At 42.6% G+C, this 16,578-nt stretch carries 15 protein-coding genes; 9 read left to right on the top strand and 6 right to left on the bottom strand.

Annotation, left to right across the window (positions count from 1 at the left end; genetic code table 11):
• Positions 1–10: 10 nt before the first annotated feature.
• Positions 11–490: a ferredoxin-type protein NapF gene (gene napF, locus CTT30_RS19495; RefSeq protein ID WP_239864003.1), complete on the bottom strand. Its 480-nt coding sequence runs from the start codon at positions 488–490 to the stop codon at positions 11–13.
• A 247-nt stretch (positions 491–737) separates the two neighbouring features.
• Here napF and narQ point away from each other — a divergent pair, with 247 nt between their 5' ends.
• Positions 738–2,471, top strand: coding sequence for a nitrate/nitrite two-component system sensor histidine kinase NarQ (gene narQ, locus CTT30_RS19490; protein ID WP_252036715.1), 1,734 nt, complete (start codon positions 738–740; stop codon positions 2,469–2,471).
• A complete protein-coding gene (locus CTT30_RS19485) occupies positions 2,458–3,090 on the top strand; it encodes a response regulator (RefSeq protein ID WP_239836271.1) in 633 nt (210 codons plus the stop codon). Before narQ ends, CTT30_RS19485 begins: the two co-directional genes overlap by 14 nt.
• Positions 3,091–3,148: 58 nt before the next feature.
• On the opposite strand, the gene dcuC is transcribed toward CTT30_RS19485, so the two are convergent.
• The 3 genes from dcuC to CTT30_RS19470 all read right to left on the bottom strand — a co-directional run bounded on the left by dcuC (position 3,149) and on the right by CTT30_RS19470 (position 6,417).
• Positions 3,149–4,516, bottom strand: coding sequence for an anaerobic C4-dicarboxylate transporter DcuC (dcuC, locus tag CTT30_RS19480; RefSeq protein ID WP_239836272.1), 1,368 nt, complete (start codon positions 4,514–4,516; stop codon positions 3,149–3,151).
• A gap of 394 nt (positions 4,517–4,910) precedes the next feature.
• Complete coding sequence (locus tag CTT30_RS19475) at positions 4,911–5,699, bottom strand: lipase family protein (RefSeq protein ID WP_239836273.1); 789 nt, start codon at positions 5,697–5,699, stop codon at positions 4,911–4,913.
• An 82-nt stretch (positions 5,700–5,781) separates the two neighbouring features.
• Complete coding sequence (locus CTT30_RS19470; protein WP_252036714.1) at positions 5,782–6,417, bottom strand: hypothetical protein; 636 nt, start codon at positions 6,415–6,417, stop codon at positions 5,782–5,784.
• 102 nt (positions 6,418–6,519) lie between these two features.
• Between CTT30_RS19470 and CTT30_RS19465 the strand changes: the two genes are divergently transcribed.
• From CTT30_RS19465 to CTT30_RS19455, 3 genes are all read left to right on the top strand, one after another.
• A complete protein-coding gene (locus CTT30_RS19465; protein ID WP_252036713.1) occupies positions 6,520–6,768 on the top strand; it encodes a DUF2164 domain-containing protein in 249 nt (82 codons plus the stop codon).
• Between the two features lie 160 nt (positions 6,769–6,928).
• Positions 6,929–7,468 carry a cytochrome b gene (locus tag CTT30_RS19460; RefSeq protein WP_239874607.1) on the top strand — a complete coding sequence of 180 codons (540 nt, stop codon included), beginning with the start codon at positions 6,929–6,931 and terminating at the stop codon, positions 7,466–7,468.
• On the top strand, positions 7,465–8,034 hold the full coding sequence (locus CTT30_RS19455; protein WP_239864007.1) for a YceI family protein: 570 nt from the start codon (positions 7,465–7,467) through the stop codon (positions 8,032–8,034). The genes CTT30_RS19460 and CTT30_RS19455 overlap by 4 nt, the downstream gene beginning before the upstream one ends.
• A 78-nt stretch (positions 8,035–8,112) precedes the next feature.
• Here the strand turns inward: CTT30_RS19455 and focA are convergent, their stop codons facing one another.
• Positions 8,113–9,564 (bottom strand): formate transporter FocA, encoded by a 1,452-nt coding sequence (focA, locus tag CTT30_RS19450; RefSeq protein ID WP_252036712.1) that lies wholly within the window; start codon positions 9,562–9,564, stop codon positions 8,113–8,115.
• Between the two features lie 223 nt (positions 9,565–9,787).
• On the opposite strand from focA, the gene CTT30_RS19445 reads away from it, so the two are divergent.
• Together CTT30_RS19445 and CTT30_RS19440 are read left to right on the top strand one after the other, a co-directional pair.
• Positions 9,788–10,693 carry a LysR substrate-binding domain-containing protein gene (locus tag CTT30_RS19445; protein WP_239836279.1) on the top strand — a complete coding sequence of 302 codons (906 nt, stop codon included), beginning with the start codon at positions 9,788–9,790 and terminating at the stop codon, positions 10,691–10,693.
• Positions 10,694–10,856: 163 nt separating this feature from the next.
• Entirely contained in the window at positions 10,857–11,342 is a 486-nt protein-coding gene (locus CTT30_RS19440; RefSeq protein WP_239864010.1) for a DUF1097 domain-containing protein, read from the top strand.
• 78 nt (positions 11,343–11,420) lie between these two features.
• Here the strand turns inward: CTT30_RS19440 and CTT30_RS19435 are convergent, their stop codons facing one another.
• Positions 11,421–13,052, bottom strand: a complete 1,632-nt coding sequence (locus CTT30_RS19435) for an ATP-dependent endonuclease (RefSeq protein ID WP_239836281.1) — start codon at positions 13,050–13,052, stop codon at positions 11,421–11,423.
• A 233-nt stretch (positions 13,053–13,285) separates the two neighbouring features.
• Here CTT30_RS19435 and CTT30_RS19430 point away from each other — a divergent pair, with 233 nt between their 5' ends.
• Together CTT30_RS19430 and CTT30_RS19425 are read left to right on the top strand one after the other, a co-directional pair.
• Positions 13,286–15,031, top strand: coding sequence for a bifunctional metallophosphatase/5'-nucleotidase (locus tag CTT30_RS19430; protein ID WP_252036711.1), 1,746 nt, complete (start codon positions 13,286–13,288; stop codon positions 15,029–15,031).
• Between the two features lie 452 nt (positions 15,032–15,483).
• Complete coding sequence (locus CTT30_RS19425; protein WP_252036710.1) at positions 15,484–16,443, top strand: TerC/Alx family metal homeostasis membrane protein; 960 nt, start codon at positions 15,484–15,486, stop codon at positions 16,441–16,443.
• Positions 16,444–16,578: the final 135 nt, after the last annotated feature.

Raw genomic sequence — 16,578 nt, 5'->3', positions numbered from 1 at the left:
TCCGTTTTTATTACAAATTGCTCACATTGATGGATGAAGTAGGACACACAGAAACACAGGCGCCACAGCCGTTACATTCATCAAGATTTATATTGGGTTGTGCTACTTTGCCAACTTCTAATTTGAATGTGATTGCCATAGGTTCACACATATCGCTGCAGCTACGGCAATCAACATTTTGTTTCGCTAAACAGCTTTCATTAATAGTAGCTTTTACGTTCCATGGCTGCTCATTTTTTGAGCTGAATAAAGGTTCAGGGCAGACTTCTGCACATTGATAACAGAAGGTGCATTCATCCACGGAAAAATCAACTTGAGGAAAACCGCCATCCCCTTTGACAATAATTTGGGTTTCACAAGCGTCACTGCATTTGCCACATCGTGTGCACTGGTCGGTGAAAAAGCCTGGCTGTGATAACCATGGTAGGTGCAACTCATTATTTTCTAGCTTCTTCCTTGAGAAGAAACGTCGTTTTGAAAGGTCGACCACTGCGCTACCTAAAGTTGATGAAATCTAAACTAATCATAGTTCACATTTCTTTTAATAAATTGTCATTTATCCTCACACAGATTGTAGTTTTTGACATATTTGTATAAATAACCCTTAGGTGGTAAATGGAGGGGGTTCTTGTTTTAGATCAATAAATTCCACCACATTTGATCAGATATTGTCTGCGTCAACATACAAATCTATAAATAGTGATGTCGCACTGTTGACTTTGAGTGTAGGAGAGTGAGTGTTTAAAAGTGTGAAGAAATCAGTAACGAGTACGATTGCAAAAGCGATGGTGCTCATTCTGTCGTTGTCGATAGCAACAACAAGCTTCGCTATCATCACTCTAGCATCGAGCCTAAATGATGCAGAGGCCGTGAATGTTGCGGGTTCGATGCGCATGCAGAGTTATCGTCTGGCACACGACATTCAGATCATGTCAGTGGATTATGCCGCGCACATTGACATGTTTGAGCGCTCGATTTATTCCCCCTCTATGAAAGCACTCCAAAGCTGGACAGTGCCGGAAGATATTACTCACGATTACTACAGGTTAATCATACGCTGGCATGAGTTAAAAGAAGTACTGAGTAGTCACGATAGAGAACGTTATCTCATTTTGGTTGCTGGATTCGTAAATCAAATTGATGAGTTTGTTTTTAAGTTGCAGAACTTCTCTGAGCAAAAGTTGATTAAACTGGCTTGGGCTGGGGGAATGGGCTTAGGCGGGATCCTGATCGTCAGTATTTTTGTTGTCCATTACATTCGTAAGCAGATCGTGAAGCCACTTAACGCTTTAGTGACTGCGAGTGAACAAATTCAGTCCCGTTCATTTGATGTCTCTCTGAATGTTTCGAGTGATAATGAAATGGGTATCCTCACCCGAACCTTTAATAACATGGCGGCCGATCTGGGTAAGTTATATCGGGGCTTGGAGCATGCTGTTAATGAAAAGACTCAAAAGCTTCAGCATGCTAATGACTCACTTGAAGTACTTTATAGCTCATCACAGGAGCTGACAGCTTCACGAATTACTCAAGAGAACTTTGAAGCTATATTGAAGCACCTAACAAGCCTTGAAGGTATTCGAGCTGTGCGCTTAGAAATCCGAGAAGCGGGTGAGAAAGCGTTGATTTTGAATGAAGGTGAAGAGTGTTCTGGGTGTGACTCGGAATGCCAGCAAAAGACGCTGTCTCTTGATGGGCAAGAACTAGGGACCCTGTATTGGAAAGTGGCACTACCTTGCCCAGACCCAGCTTTGATTGATAACTTTGTCCAGATCATTTCCCGAGCGATTTACTATAACCAAGCTCAGCGCCAGGCCGAGCAACTTCTATTAATGGAAGAACGGGCAACAATCGCACGTGAGCTTCATGATTCACTGGCTCAAGCGCTTTCGTATCTGAAGATTCAGGTCTCATTGCTCAAGCGAAGTATGGGTAAATTGCCAGAGTCACCACAGCTGGAAAAAACACAGCCAATTTTACTGGAACTCGATACAGGGCTTTCTTCGGCTTATACTCAGTTGAGAGAACTCTTAACAACTTTCAGGCTGACGATTAAAGAGGGTAGCTTTGGTGTAGCTTTGCAAGAAATGACCGAGCAACTTGGTGAACAGACAGAATCGGCTATTGTGTTGAGTAACGAGCTGTCTTCGATTGAGATGGATGCCAACCAACAAGTGCATTTATTACAGTTGATACGTGAAGCAACAATTAATGCTATTAAACATGCTAAAGCTTCCGAAATTGTAATCCGATGCTGTGAAAGTGCGACTACGGTGATTGTGTCGATCAAAGATGATGGCGTTGGGTTTGATAAATCGGTAGAGAAGGTCAACCATTATGGTTTGAGCATTATGCAAGAGCGTGCTTCACGCTTGAATGGCCAGCTTGAAATTATTACAGAAAATAACGCTGGCTGTGAAATTTTATTAGAATATCCAAAGACTAAGGAACAAAACATTGACAGAGTGTAGAGTATTGCTGGTGGATGACCACCCACTAATGAGACGAGGTATTCATCAGCTATTAAGCTTTGAAGATGAGTTCACTGTTGTTGCTGAAGCAAGTAACGGTACTGACGCAGTTGCGCAAAACCATGAGCACAAGCCGGACCTGATCCTATTGGATCTCAACATGAAAGGTATGTCTGGACTTGATACTCTTAATGCTCTGCGTGCGGATGACTGTGATGCCACAGTCGTGATTCTTACGGTCTCGGATAGTCCTGCAGATATTGAAGCGATTGTAAAGGCAGGGGCTGATGGCTATTTATTGAAAGATACAGAGCCGGATGAATTGGTGGAGTTACTTAAATATTCATTACAGGGTAACAAGGCCTACAGCAAAGAAGTAGCGAAGTACCTTGTTGATAGAGAAAACATGACGAATGTTTTTGATGAATTGACCGACCGAGAAATGCAAATCTTAAGAGAAGTAGCCAAGGGATATAGGAATAAACAAATCGCTGATAACCTATTTATCTCTGAGTCGACTGTAAAGGTACATATGAAGAGTTTACTCAAAAAGTTAAAAGTACCGTCCCGTACAGCGGCAACAGTATTGTATCTAGAACGTTATGGCGAGATTAAATAGTTAGTTCGAATTCAAATAAAAAGGGCGCTCATCGAGCGCCCTTACTTTTGGGTATATATTATGCGTTCATCGGAACCAATACAAGGGTACCGAGGATCACCGTAATAAGCCCACACAGAACGGGTACGGATGTACGCTTCACTACTTCAAACGGGCTTATTTTACCCATACCAGACGTCGCAACAACTACACCGGATACAGGTGAAACCGTGCGACCTAAGTTAGATGCTTGTAACATCGGGATAATTAAGAATGCTGGGTTTAATCCCATTTTTGCCGCTAATGCAGGCGCTAATTCAACAAAAGCATAGAAAGGAGCATTTCCTGAACCCGTTGCAATTGCGGCTGCAACTGTAAGACCAGTAAGAATCAACATCAATGCGATACCACCTGCACCTGCTGTTTCTGCAAGATGCAGTAGATTATCAATCGCGCCAATTGACATCAGACCTTGAGCAAAAACACCGGCCGCGACCAATAGCATTACTACGCCTTTAAACGCATCGGCCATGCCCTCATAACAGGATTCTAAGTCTTCCAGTGTTTCTTTACCTTTGAACCTTTTAGTCACAAAGTCGATAAGAGCACCAATGAAAATTGATAAAACCACAATGGTGTAGATATCCAGTTTTAAACCCGGAAGCGTTCGTCCATTGAAAAGAAACACACCAATGATAGGTAGAAATGGAAGCACTGCATAATATGCTGGAGCTTTCACCTCTATTTCAGATACGTCGACGCGTTCCATTGGTGAGTTATCTTTCTTATCTAAATACTTGTTCCAGAAAAACGCAGCCGCAGCCATAACAATAATGGCGCAAATAGAGACAGGTAAAACTGTTTGGACGGCGAAAACATCCAAATCTAACCCAGATTTTTCAGCCGCGATAACAACGTCACCTGATGTTGGAGAGAGAATGATTGCTGCTGGTGAGGCACACACGGCTACCGCTGCGGGTCTGGAGATCCCCATTGCAGTCATCATAGGGAAAAGCGTTGCCATTAGTAGTACGCCTAAACCGGTTGCAGAGCTAACGGCAAGTGACATCAAACATGCCACGATGTAGGCGGCCACGAGTAACACATAAGGTGACTTTATAACGGAAAGGGGTTTGGAAAACTGCTTAACGACGACATTGTTAGCACCGATATGGGTCATGTAGGAAGCAAAGCCACAAAGCAGCATGATTTGCATGCCTAAGCCACCACCACGGTATTGGAGCATGTATTTTACGTACTCAAGAGAGTCTGTAAACATATTACCCGTAGAGGCAATTTTTGATGGTAGTACCGTGTGGCCAATGAGGCCAGTTAGAATGAGTAACAAAATACCTGCAGTTAAAAGAACGCCTGCAGGCTTATATCCTTTAACAATGAAGTAGCCGACAGCAACAGTGACGACTAACCCTATTAAGAGTTCCAGCATAGATATCACCTTAAGATATGAAAATTATATAAAAACTGTTTCAAACTATGACAAAGAATGTACATAAAATGAGGTTGTAGCACGAGTGCTAGTTAAGCATCTGATGATCTAGAACAATAAATTGATTAACTTATTAAAAGTGGCAAATGATGTTGTAATGTCAGAGTGTTGTAGATGTTATTAATAGTTTGGAAGACAGATGAAGATGTTTGTAAATGATAAAAATGTTACATATGGCGTTTGACTTAGTCGGCACATCGGTTTAAGGAACACTTCAGGCTTGAGCCTTTATAAGCGGTGACTTTAAACATGTTTACCATGATGTTTGGCAGTTATTTAGAAACTTAAGTTCTGTCTTGAAAGTTTATCGGTGTGATTTCAAGATCTACTCGGTCTAACGTTCATCAAAGAAGTCTTTGTTACGAATATATTTGGTCATTAGATGATAGGAAAAAGGCCGAATTAGCCAAGATCCTATGGAGCGACCTAAGCGCATTAAAGTTGGGGTATTTTCGTATATTCTCCCATTATACAACCACAGCATTTTACCCACATGCCAGTAAAAAAGTGGTAAAGGGGGGAGGAAAGTCACTATGTCGAGATCGCAGCAAATACGATAGGTTTTATGTCCGAGTGTATAACGATTCTTGAACCCATACCCTCCGATTGAAGGTTGCCCAAATGTGACAACACGTTTGATTGATTTAGGAAATTGCTTTTCGAGTGCATCCGCGAGTACACAGCCAATAGCACCTCCTGAAGAGTGTCCTGTGAAAGTGATCTTTTTTCCTTGTTCTATTAAGGGGACGATGATTGAAGTTAGCTGTTCATAGACAGAGGCGCCGAGTCTGTCATTTTTATGCAAAGGGAGGCTTTCTTGAAAAATCAGGTAGTAGTAGCCCGCGTGAATAGCGTAGTTAAGGCCAAGCGCTTTACAATGTCGTTTCCACAGAGCCAGATTGAGTAGCCAGTCCCAAGGGTTATGGGATCCCTTGATAACGACAATCACTTCTTCATTGTCATTGGCCCAGAGCACACGAATCATGGGCTTTCCAAACCGATTCGCTATCACTCTTTGGCCATTAGGCGCGAATCCATATCGAGTTTGTTTGAGGACTCTGGAATACGCTAAGTTACATAGGACAGCATAACGCTCATATTGGTAACGTTTTAGTTTTTTCACGCTGAACTCATCAAAGGGTTAACTTTGTGAGTATGGCTGAATAACGTGAAAGTGCGATGACAAGGATAAAGTGAGTGTCTCACTAACTAAGTTGAACGACGGAGTAAAGCTGAATGTATTTGCGAACTAATTGCTTATCCGTCGAGCGTCTGAGTGGATGAGTGCATTTAACAAAGTAGGGGCTCAGGCCGAAGTGTTGCTCCAGCGAATTGGCTAATTGAGAGTCACTTTCAAACAGACTAATACCTTGTAGCTTGTATTGGTCGATTTCATCTGGCAGTTGACCTGTCCACCAATGGAGTAACTCCCTGCTTTGTTTATTTCGAGAAATCCAGTGATCGCTGAGTAGAAGTAATAAATCGTTGGGTTGAATCGCAAAGGCGTATTCTTCTTGCCATTGAGTAATCGCTTTAAACAACTTTTGCCGACAGTTGCTTCCTGCGCTGAATAAATGCGATGAGAGAATCCAAACAGTCCCCACATCCGAAGTGACTCGATAGTGATGAGGTTGTTCATTATTTGCATACGCTTCTAAAGCGACATATTCACAGTGATGGCCGAACTCAATTAATGTCCTTGATAAACGGCGAGAAAAGGCCAAGCTCAAGTGGTGCTCACTCATTCCCTTATTATGGATCGTCGGATAATGTTTTTCACACAGCTTCATACAATCTGCCTGAAATTCATTGACACTTTGAATTAGCACATCAAGTAACAAGACTTCTCTCCATGAGTCGATATTTACCCAAACAAGATTAGCATGTGATGGTTTTATTTAGTTACACTTACCAAGAAAAATATTGAGCAGAGTTAAGGGTTTATGTCTAAGATTGAATTCACGTCACAACAAAAACAAGCAATGTCATCTGCTTTATTGCGATATCTGGAAGATGAGCTAGATATAGAGATTGGTCAGTTTGATGCTGACTTTTTTATCGACTTTATAACAGAGACGTTTGGGCCCGCTTTTTATAATAAAGGTTTAGCCGATGCACAGGCGGTCATGCAGAAGAAAATGCTAGACATTGCTGATGCACTTTATGAGATAGAGCAGGTTAGCGATTTTTGATTAACCTATGAAGTAAAAAGTTCCTTCAAATTTTTTGAAAGACTTAATCAAATTCACTCCGTTTCCCGAATGTAAATAATAGTAAATAATCTGTTATAGAAACAAAGGAGGCGATAGTCTCAATGAAAAAGAGAACTATTCAATATTTGGATTGAGTGCAATGAAGTCACAAGTTAAAAACTATAACCCTATCGCTCGGGGTATTCACTGGGTATCAGCGATAGTCATCATTGGTATGTTTGCTGTAGGCCTATGGATGGTTGACCTAACGTATTACAGCGAATGGTATAAAACGGCACCTCACTGGCATAAATCGATAGGTATTTTGCTTGCCGGTCTAACACTATTTCGTTTTGTTTGGAAACACGCAACACCTTCTCCTGAAGTGGAAGGTAAAGCCTATGAAAGATTGGGCGCTAAATTGATTCATGCTGCAATGTACTTTGTGCTGCTTGTGCTTTTTGCTTCCGGATACCTTATTTCAACAGAAGATGGCAGAGGTATTGACGTCTTCAACTGGTTTACAGTCCCTGGGCTAGGCGCACTGTTTGAAAATCAAGCCGATCTTTCAGGCGAAATACATTTCTATGCAGCCTGGGCACTCATTCTAATGGCAGCGGCTCATGCACTCGCTGCTATAAAACACCACGTGATTAACAAAGACAACACGCTACGCAAGATGATAGGAGCTTCGAAATGAAAAAGATGTTATTTGCAACTGGATTGGCTATGACCATGGCATTGCCATTTGGTGCAAGCGCAGCGGACTACGTAATTGACAATAAAGGTGCTCACGCATCGGTTAACTTTAAAGTTAGCCACTTAGGCTACAGCTTTATCAAGGGGCGTTTTAACACATTTGAAGGTGACTTTTCTTACGACCCTGCAAATATTGATGCCTCAAAAGTATCGGTCATCGTTGATACAACAAGTTTAGACTCGAACCATGCAGAACGTGACAAGCACATTCGCAGCTCAGACTTCATTGATGCCTCTAAGTACTCCACCGCAACATTTGAAAGTACGAGTGTAAAGGACAAAGGTAACGGCAAACTTGAAGTGACGGGCAACCTTAACCTTCATGGCGTCACCAAAGAGATTACCATCGATGCTGAATTTGTTGGTGCGGGTAAAGATCCGTGGGGTGGTGAACGTGCGGGCTTTTATGGCACTACACGTCTCGAACTGGAGGATTTCGACATTCCTGTGATGGGAGCTTCAAGCTACGTCGACATGGAGTTGCATGTCGAAGGTATCAAGAAGTAAATACAGTCAAAGTAAAGCGTCCCCAACTAATGTTGGGGACTTTTTTGATCAAGCGACTTATTTCCTGACCAAAATTGGTTATGCAGTCTCTCGTTGATTTGCTTCTGTGACTAATGTGACGGTATCACTATAAATTGAACGCATAGCCCGCAGTACATCTTCTCTGGTTACCACGCCCACAAACTCACCTTTTTCCAGAACAGGCAATACGTGTGGTTTATGTACCTTGATACTCTTCGCTCGTTCTTCAAGAGAAAGAGAACTAAGCTGTGTTGCTATCCCCATACTGGTTGTCGGATAAAGCTGTTCTTTATCGATGCAGAGAAACTCAGCGACATCAACTAACGTATCTTGAGAGCTGATGGCAATGATATCCCTAGACATCAAATCCACCACTTTCTGTCCTTCAACTGGGATGTAATCCTGACACCATAAATCCACCATCACATCATGCACAGAGTAGAAACCAATTAATCGACCTTGAGAGTCAACAACAGGAGAGCTGACCAAATGGTGCTTTAGTAACGTATCTATTGCGCTAGCAGTAGGCATCTCAGGGCTCAGAGTAATGGGATTTGGGTTCATAAAGTCTTTTACGATGAGTGTGTTGTTCATGGTGTTTTCCTTGACTGACGTAATGTTAGTGGTTGTTGTAATACTTGAAATAGATGCGGCTTTAAGTTGAGGTCTGCGATATATACTCCAATTGGCAAGACCCACTAACACCGCTCCGCCAAGAATATTCCCTAAAGTGACAGGGATGAGGTTAGCGGTAATAAATTGATAAATATTAAGGTCGCTGTATTGAGCAGGGTTTGCGCTCACTTGGGTCCAAAAGGTTTCTGGTGCAAAACTTTGGATTACGATACCAAGCGGCACCATAAACATATTGGCAACGCAGTGCTCGAAGCCACTTGAAACAAACATGGCTACAGGCATGATGGTCATTGCTGCTTTTGTCATGGCATTTGCACTGCTAAATGTTAGCCAAATAGCAAGACACACCAATAGGTTACACAGTACCCCTAATGCGAATGCTTCTATTGTAGAGTGATGGAGTTTATGCTGTGCAATATTGAGTGCATTGAGGCCCCATTGACCGTTATCCATTTGATAGAGGCCAGCAGCAGTAACAATAATTAGCAGCAACATGGCTCCTAAAAAGTTACCCACATAAACTTTTCCCCATATAGACAACATTTTTCCAAGGCTAATTTGTTTATTGGCCCACGAAATGCTGGATAGAACGGAGCTGGTAAATAGCTCTCCGCCGCAAATAACAATCAGAATCAGCCCCATACTGAACGCTAGACCTCCAGCGAGTCGGCTGATCCCCCAACCTGATTCTGTGTTGCCAGTAGTGACGGTTATGTAGAACAGAAAAGCGAGCCCAATAAAAGCTCCTGCCATTACAGCGAGCCCTAACGTCATACTGCTGGTTTTTTTGGCCTTACTAAGGGCAAATTTTTCCGCCTCAGCCATCATCTCACTAGGAGAAAAGTAGAGATTATTCGCTTGAGCTTGTGTCATATCGGCTCCCGAATTGATTAGTCATGATTACCTCCTGTTAATGCAGTAAAAGCATCTCACTGCCAATTCAGGTTATGGTGTTCGGCAATACACGTAAAATTGATAATATTTAAAAACCTCATCAAAAATGTTGATATAGAAAGTGAGAAGGATAGAATGAAACAACTTGCTTATTTATAAGCAGTTGTGTACTCACACTCTCTAAGCAAAGGATCAAAGCTTAATGAGATACTCTCTTAAACAACTCGCCGTATTTGACGCAGTCGCAGATATGGGGAGTGTCAGCATGGCGGCTGATAAGCTAGCGTTAACTCAGTCTGCAACCAGCATGTCGCTCGCTCAACTCGAAAAAATGCTTGGCCGACCATTGTTTGAACGACAAGGTAAACAAATGGCACTGACCCATTGGGGGATGTGGCTCAGACCGAAAGCGAAGCGCTTATTACAAGATGCGCAGCAGATTGAAATGGGCTTTTACGAGCAACATTTGCTCAGTGGTCACATCAAATTAGGTGCGAGTCAAACACCTGCGGAACACTTGGTTCCGGACCTTATCAGTATTATTGATAACTCATTCCCAGAGATGCGAATCTCACTGAAAGTAAAAAGTACGGATAGCGTCATGCAGGGCGTTTTAGACTATAAGTACGATCTGGGTATCATTGAAGGGCGTTGTGATGATAACCGTCTCCACCAAGAGGTATGGTGTCGTGATCATTTGACCGTGGTCGCAGCTGCTCATCACCCATTTGCGAAACATAACACGGTTAGCTTGGCGCAGTTAGAGCAAGCTAGGTGGGTATTGAGGGAGCATGGTAGTGGTACTCGCAAAATATTTGATAGCTCCATTCATCATTTAATTGAAGATTTAGACGTTTGGCGTGAGTATGAGCATGTACCTGTCCTACGTAGCATGGTTGAAAATGGACAATACCTCACTTGCTTACCTTATTTGGATGTTGAGCGCTTTATTGAAAATGGTCAACTGGTGGCGTTGAATGTGCCGGAACTGAATATGGAGAGGACATTGTCTTTTATATGGCGTGCAGATATGTTGGAAAACCCACTTGTCGAGTGTATTAAGCGAGAAGGCTTACGGATGATGAAAGGTAAACCGTCAGTCCTTTGATATTTTCACTATCTGTTGAAATAGCGTTTGCGTCACAAAATATTTTTAATATTTCATTTTATTGCCTTTTTATTGTGATTTGGATCGTTTTGTTTCGCTTATTTAACCCTTAACATGCCGTCTTGTACTTTTGATGTGTGGAAAGCACACTTAGCGAGGCGGTATGAGCACACTTGTCGCGATTTCATTAACTACAGGTATTCTTTCTGGGCTTTGGGGGTGGATTGCTATCTCACTTGGCCTATTGTCATGGGCTGGTTTCTTAGGTTGTACCAGTTACTTTGCTTCTCCAACCAGTGGGCTTAAGGGCCTGGCTGAGAGCTTGGTGACCAACATGACAGGTGTATTTTGGGCAATGGTGATTATCCATGCTTCCCAGTATGCTTCGCTAGAAATTCTTGGTTATGTGATCACTGCTATCGTGGCATTCATGATGTGTATTCAAGCAAAGCAAAATTGGCTTGGGTATATACCAGGTACTTTTATCGGTTCTTGCGCAACTTTCGCAGCAGATGGTAACTGGCAGCTTGTTATTCCTTCGTTGATCTTAGGTGGAGTGTTTGGTTACTTAATGAAAGCAAGTGGCTTATGGCTGCATCAGAAGTCTTCTCAAACACAATCTGCCAGCGAGTTGCCAACTCGCTCATGATTGTGAACCCCCGATTGATTCGTATCGCTGATATTTGATACGCGGCCTTGGTTGCTGAAAGCAATCAGGGCCGCTTTTTTATGTGTTGCCGTTTGCCATGGTAACAACGCGTTTTAACGTCCACCTAAGCAGCAGTGGGATGCATTCCATGCCTTGACTCTCACAGTGAGAAACAATCGCAAGAGCAAGGTCAGGCTTCGCAAATTTCTTGAGTACTCTAGTGACTACTTTCTTGGCCGGAATTGGATGATCAAGGGGAATTCGGACCATACCTTTAAAGAAGGGTTCGAAGCCATTGTTATAGAGATAGTGCTCAATATCTCTATCTGGTAACTCTGTCAGACGATGACGTTCTTGATCGTTGCCTAATTGAGCCCGCACTGCGGCAGCATACTTTTTACCAGCTGCATCGCCGTCGGTGACAACATGCCAATCAATACCGAAAGCTTTGGCGATCTTGACTAAGGATTTTAGACCTGATTGAGCGAATTCTATGATTTGCACACCTTCAGCCGCCAAATTATAACCGCATTGGTTGGCTAATTCATTGAACAACCAGACTTCAGTTTCCCCTTCAACCAAAAGCCAACACCTCGCAAACAATGCGCCTGAGCGATGAAAACGAATATGGAAGCCGATGCGTCTGAGCTCATCTTTGCTAAAGCCTTGAGATGGTAGATAGGTGGTAATAGTGCGGTCTGACTGTCGAACCAAACGCCGGATACTGTAAAGTGGAACTTGCCCTAACAGATCCCCACTGTTTGTAGTGAGAATTTTTTGCATGGGAAGAAGTTGTAACAGACTCCAGGCTCTGGCTAAGTGGGTAGGGTGCAACCGACCTTCAGGATCTTCAAGAATTAACAATGGCCTTGCACAGCGCCGAAGCTTGTTCGGCCCTTTGGCTTGTAGGTAGGCATTGAGTAAGCCCATAAATAGAAGTCTGGTCTGTTTACTTTTTGTTTCTTCAACAACTTGTGAAATACTTTTATTGTTGGATGAACCACTAAAGAAAATACCGTCTCTTTGCTTACGTAGGTTCTTACGTGTACTGGATTTAAAGGAAAAGTAATGATCAACGAGAAGGCTCATTGAGCTTAGGCTGCTTTTCATTTCTCCTTTATTTACATGCCCGGGTATTGCCATAAGACGGCGGCATGTGTTGTTAATGCGTTTTTCTATTCGATCATTGGTATCACCCAAGTTACCTATTGGGCGTTCAAAGCGTCGGGAGTCTTTTAAACGAATGACGGGATGTAGTGTCATTAACTCCTGAGCTAGCTTTTCAGAGTGGTGAAGTGGGAGAGGGTTCCCCTCACGATCAAGAAAGGCATAGCGAGTAGTAACATCATACCCATCACGGCTAGCGCTTAACCGATAGATGATTTTATTCGCGCCTTGTGCATCTTGAATCCAAACGGGCTTGATTTTTCGATAACGGCCTGAGTTGATTTCATTTTTATCGTTGGATATTAGGCTAATAACAATTTGTAGATGTTGAGTTTGTGGGTGAGCAATCGAATAGTCGACGTGAAAATCCGTCATTTCGAATTGGTATGGCACGCCTTCAGGTGGCAACGCGACAGACAGGGCATCAAGTAATGAAGACTTACCCCAAGTATTTTCGCCAATAAGGGTCGTGAGTTCATCAAACGCAATAGATAGTCGTTTGATCCCACGAAAGCCAGAAATTTCAATCCGCTCTAGCAGCATGTACTGACTCCGTTTGAGCTACTGTTACTTAAAGCATAATAGAAAAACCTCGTATAAGCAGAAGCTTAACTCACAAAGTTTGTGCTTTCTTGGTGTAAAAGATGAATAGAGTTAGGCGATTAAACTCACTTTTATTTATGTATAGAGAATCAGGCATACAAGAAAAATGTGAAAGTTAATGAATTTGTCATAGAGGATGGGATACGATGTAGTGGATTATGAGAGAAGAAAATATGAAATATAAAAACAATAAAGCAACCAAGATAAGGCTTGCGCACATCAATGATACCCACTCGTACTTCGAACCAACGTCGTTGCAGTTAACGATCAATGTTGAAGGGGAAACCCTGACACCTTACGTTAGCGCAGGGGGCTTTGCTCGTATTGCAACACGTAAAAAGCAACTTGAAGAGTCTTTGTCAGATCAGCGTGAAATGCTATTCCTACACGCAGGAGACTGCTTTCAAGGGACATTATATTTCTCGCTATTTAAAGGGGAAGCGAATGCGACCATGCTCAATGCTCTAAATATTGATGCAATGGCGTTAGGTAATCATGAGCTGGATATGGGGAATTTACCGGTTGCCAAATTTGCTGAGCAAATTGAGTTTCCCCTACTTGCTGGCAATTGGGATCTGTCGAATGAACACTCACATAAAGAGTCGACGCTGAGAGACAAAGCATGGGTATATTCGTTCTTACCGGAAAGCCAATCAGCTCAATGGATTGTGAAAGAGGTAAATGGAGAGCCTATTGCTATTTTCTCCCTAGCTCTCGAAAAAATGGCAGACATTTCTAACCCTGATCCAGATACCCCATTTGTGAGCTCGATTGAAACCGCAAAGCGCACTGTTGAGGACATTCGAAATCATGGCATTAATAAGATCATCCTCTTAAGCCATATGGGTTATGAAGCTGATCAAGATATGGCAGAGCAGGTGGAAGGAATTAGCATTATTGTGGGGGGGCATAGTCATCGCTTACAAGGTGATTTCAGTTCACTCGGCCTGCAAAAAGATGATGAATACGGTATTAAAATTAACGGTACTCATGTTGTTCAAGCTGGCTACCACGCCCTCAGCATGGGGCACTGTGATATTGATTTTAATGAACACGGCGAGATCATCAGGTTTAAAGGGCAAAATGAGCTGTTACTAGGGCGTCGATTATTCCTTGATGCCAGTATGAATGAGTGCACCGAAGAATTGCCTTATAACCTTGCACGACGATTTATTGATGAGCACCCCAATGTATTGGTGTGCAAAAAAGATCAACAATTGCAGGGGTTGTTGAATGAAAAGTATGTGACTCGGGTTAGAGCGCTACAGCGCAATGTTATTGCTCATGCAGATAAACCACTACGTCATATCAGAATTCCTGATGAAGTAGGTGCGAGCGAGTTGGCACCTTTGGTCGCTGAGTCTTTTGTTCATTCTATGAACAAACTTGGACATAATGCAGAATTTGCTATTCACAATGCAGGTGGTGTTCGTAATTCGTTGAATGTTGGTAATGTGTCAGTCGCCGATATTGCTGGCAAGTTACTACCGTTTGCCGTACCAATTGGTGTCTATCGACTTAAAGGGAAGGACATTGCCGCAGCACTTGAAGGGGCAATCAATAATGCCACAAATAATGGTGTAGAAGGTACTGGCGACGGATCCTATCCATATACCTACAACCTGAACTTTCAATACCTTCCGGAAGCGGAAAAAGGAAACCGGATCGTTGGTCTAGAAATCTATAGTGATCAGCTAGGCTGGCAAAAGATTGAAGAAGAGCGGTACTACACCGGAACCTCTTCAGCCTATACGATGAAAGGTAAAGAAGGTTATGAAGCTTTGTTAAATATGCTTGATGACGGTGTGGTGACGACAAGCTCGATGGCGGACTGTTTTATTGAGTTGTTAACAGACTTTCCTGAAACACTGAATAGACCGCAAGAGAAAGTGCAAATATGGTGGCATAAAGGTTGCTAATTAATCCTTTGAGTTAATTGAGTAAGTAAATGTTACTCGGAGGAATCTATGTGGAGTAGAGACTGGATCGACGTAGCTGTCGTGGTTAGCTGGATAGGCGTTTGGTCTGCATTGGTATACTTTCTCCCTATTGGGGGAGTATAACTTAGCAAGAGTTACTGCGTAATGTAAAAAAGGAGTCAAATCGGCTCCTTTTTCGTTTCTAGCTATAGACGGAGCCTAAACGTCAGAATACAATCCGCACTGTTTGGGGAGTAGTCGCCTCTGGTTTACTTATCGTCATCTCGTTAGACGTCGTTCTATCCGGTAAGTATAAATGCCGCTCTATTCATTTAGTGCGCTTTTCGACGAGACCAACGCAATCAAGTATCCAATGTAGCCATACATTGGATTGGTTTTGTTTGCGGTGGGAGAGTCATGCACAATTCTGAACCCTCCGCTCTGGAGGTATAATGACCCTATCAATTTATCTTGGTTTTGGTTTGCTGACACTGTCGATGGTGGCATTGGATATTTGGCAGACTCGTGGCGGTAATATCAGTATTAAAAAAGCGGCTGTATGGAGCGTATTTTGGTTTCTGCTTGCGTTTGCCTTTGCCGTTAGTATTTATTTCTTCTGGGATATATACGCCCCGGGAAGCCAATATAGCGCAGAGAAAGCCACCATATCATTTATCACTGGTTATTTATTAGAGAAGTCTTTGAGTGTTGATAACCTGTTCGTTTTTGCCATTATTTTTCATCAGTACATGGTTCCGGAACATTTACGTCCAAGAGCACTGCTATGGGGGGTGATCGGGGCGCTTGTATTACGTGCCATTATGATTGCAGTTGGTGCACAATTGCTCGCACAGTACCATTGGGTCTTGTACATATTTGCGTTATTTCTGATTTGGACTGGTATTCAGCTTGCTAGGGATAAAGCTGAAGAGGGCATTAATCCCCTGCCTGAGAAGCTAATTAGAAAGTGGGCAAGTGTGACGCCGGATTTTCGTGGTAATGCATTGAGTGTTGTGGAGCAGGGTAAACGTGTATTGACGCCAATGGCGATTGTTATCGGCGTGATTGCGTTTATGGATGTGATGTTTGCACTTGATTCGATACCAGCCATTTTTGCAGTTACTCAGGAGCCTTTCTTAGTGCTAGCGGCCAATGTGTTTGCTTTGTTGGGGTTGCGTTCGCTGTATTTTGTACTGCAAGGGATGATGGATAAGTTTATCTACCTAAAACCTGCTCTGTCATTCATCATGATCTTCATCGGGGTCAAGATGATGTTGGTGGGTTCTCCGTGGGAAATTCCGACACCATTATCCTTAGCTGTATTATTGATCACCATGCTGGTGGCGATAGTTGCTTCTGTACATAAACAAAGAAAAACGGCTACCCCCCTCGAAATAAGTATTGATAAATAAACTAATTCAACGGAGACGAATTGCTCCTTTTTATACGTATTTCTTGTAAATTATTTGTGACTTAAAGCATGTTTATGATTGCTTTAAAAATAAAAAATGCAGATTTTTCGGATATAAATGCACTATTTAGATGTT

The organism is Vibrio coralliilyticus, assembly GCF_024449095.1.
Taxonomy (GTDB): domain Bacteria; phylum Pseudomonadota; class Gammaproteobacteria; order Enterobacterales; family Vibrionaceae; genus Vibrio; species Vibrio coralliilyticus_A.
The sequence above is the reverse complement of the archived record's forward strand: the minus strand, read 5'-3'. Positions and strand labels throughout refer to the sequence as shown.

Bases quoted from the DNA above. Each gene is read 5' to 3' on its own strand.
- CTT30_RS19440 (WP_239864010.1), top strand. From the start codon at position 10,857: ATGAGCACACTTGTCGCGATTTCATTAACTACAGGTATTCTTTCTGGG.
- CTT30_RS19460 (WP_239874607.1), top strand. From the start codon at position 6,929: ATGAAGTCACAAGTTAAAAACTATAACCCTATCGCTCGGGGTATTCAC.
- CTT30_RS19465 (WP_252036713.1), top strand. From the start codon at position 6,520: ATGTCTAAGATTGAATTCACGTCACAACAAAAACAAGCAATGTCATCT.
- CTT30_RS19425 (WP_252036710.1), top strand. From the start codon at position 15,484: ATGACCCTATCAATTTATCTTGGTTTTGGTTTGCTGACACTGTCGATG.
- dcuC (WP_239836272.1), bottom strand. From the start codon at position 4,516: ATGCTGGAACTCTTAATAGGGTTAGTCGTCACTGTTGCTGTCGGCTAC.
- CTT30_RS19445 (WP_239836279.1), top strand. From the start codon at position 9,788: ATGAGATACTCTCTTAAACAACTCGCCGTATTTGACGCAGTCGCAGAT.
- focA (WP_252036712.1), bottom strand. From the start codon at position 9,564: ATGACACAAGCTCAAGCGAATAATCTCTACTTTTCTCCTAGTGAGATG.
- CTT30_RS19430 (WP_252036711.1), top strand. From the start codon at position 13,286: ATGAAATATAAAAACAATAAAGCAACCAAGATAAGGCTTGCGCACATC.
- CTT30_RS19435 (WP_239836281.1), bottom strand. From the start codon at position 13,052: ATGCTGCTAGAGCGGATTGAAATTTCTGGCTTTCGTGGGATCAAACGA.
- CTT30_RS19455 (WP_239864007.1), top strand. From the start codon at position 7,465: ATGAAAAAGATGTTATTTGCAACTGGATTGGCTATGACCATGGCATTG.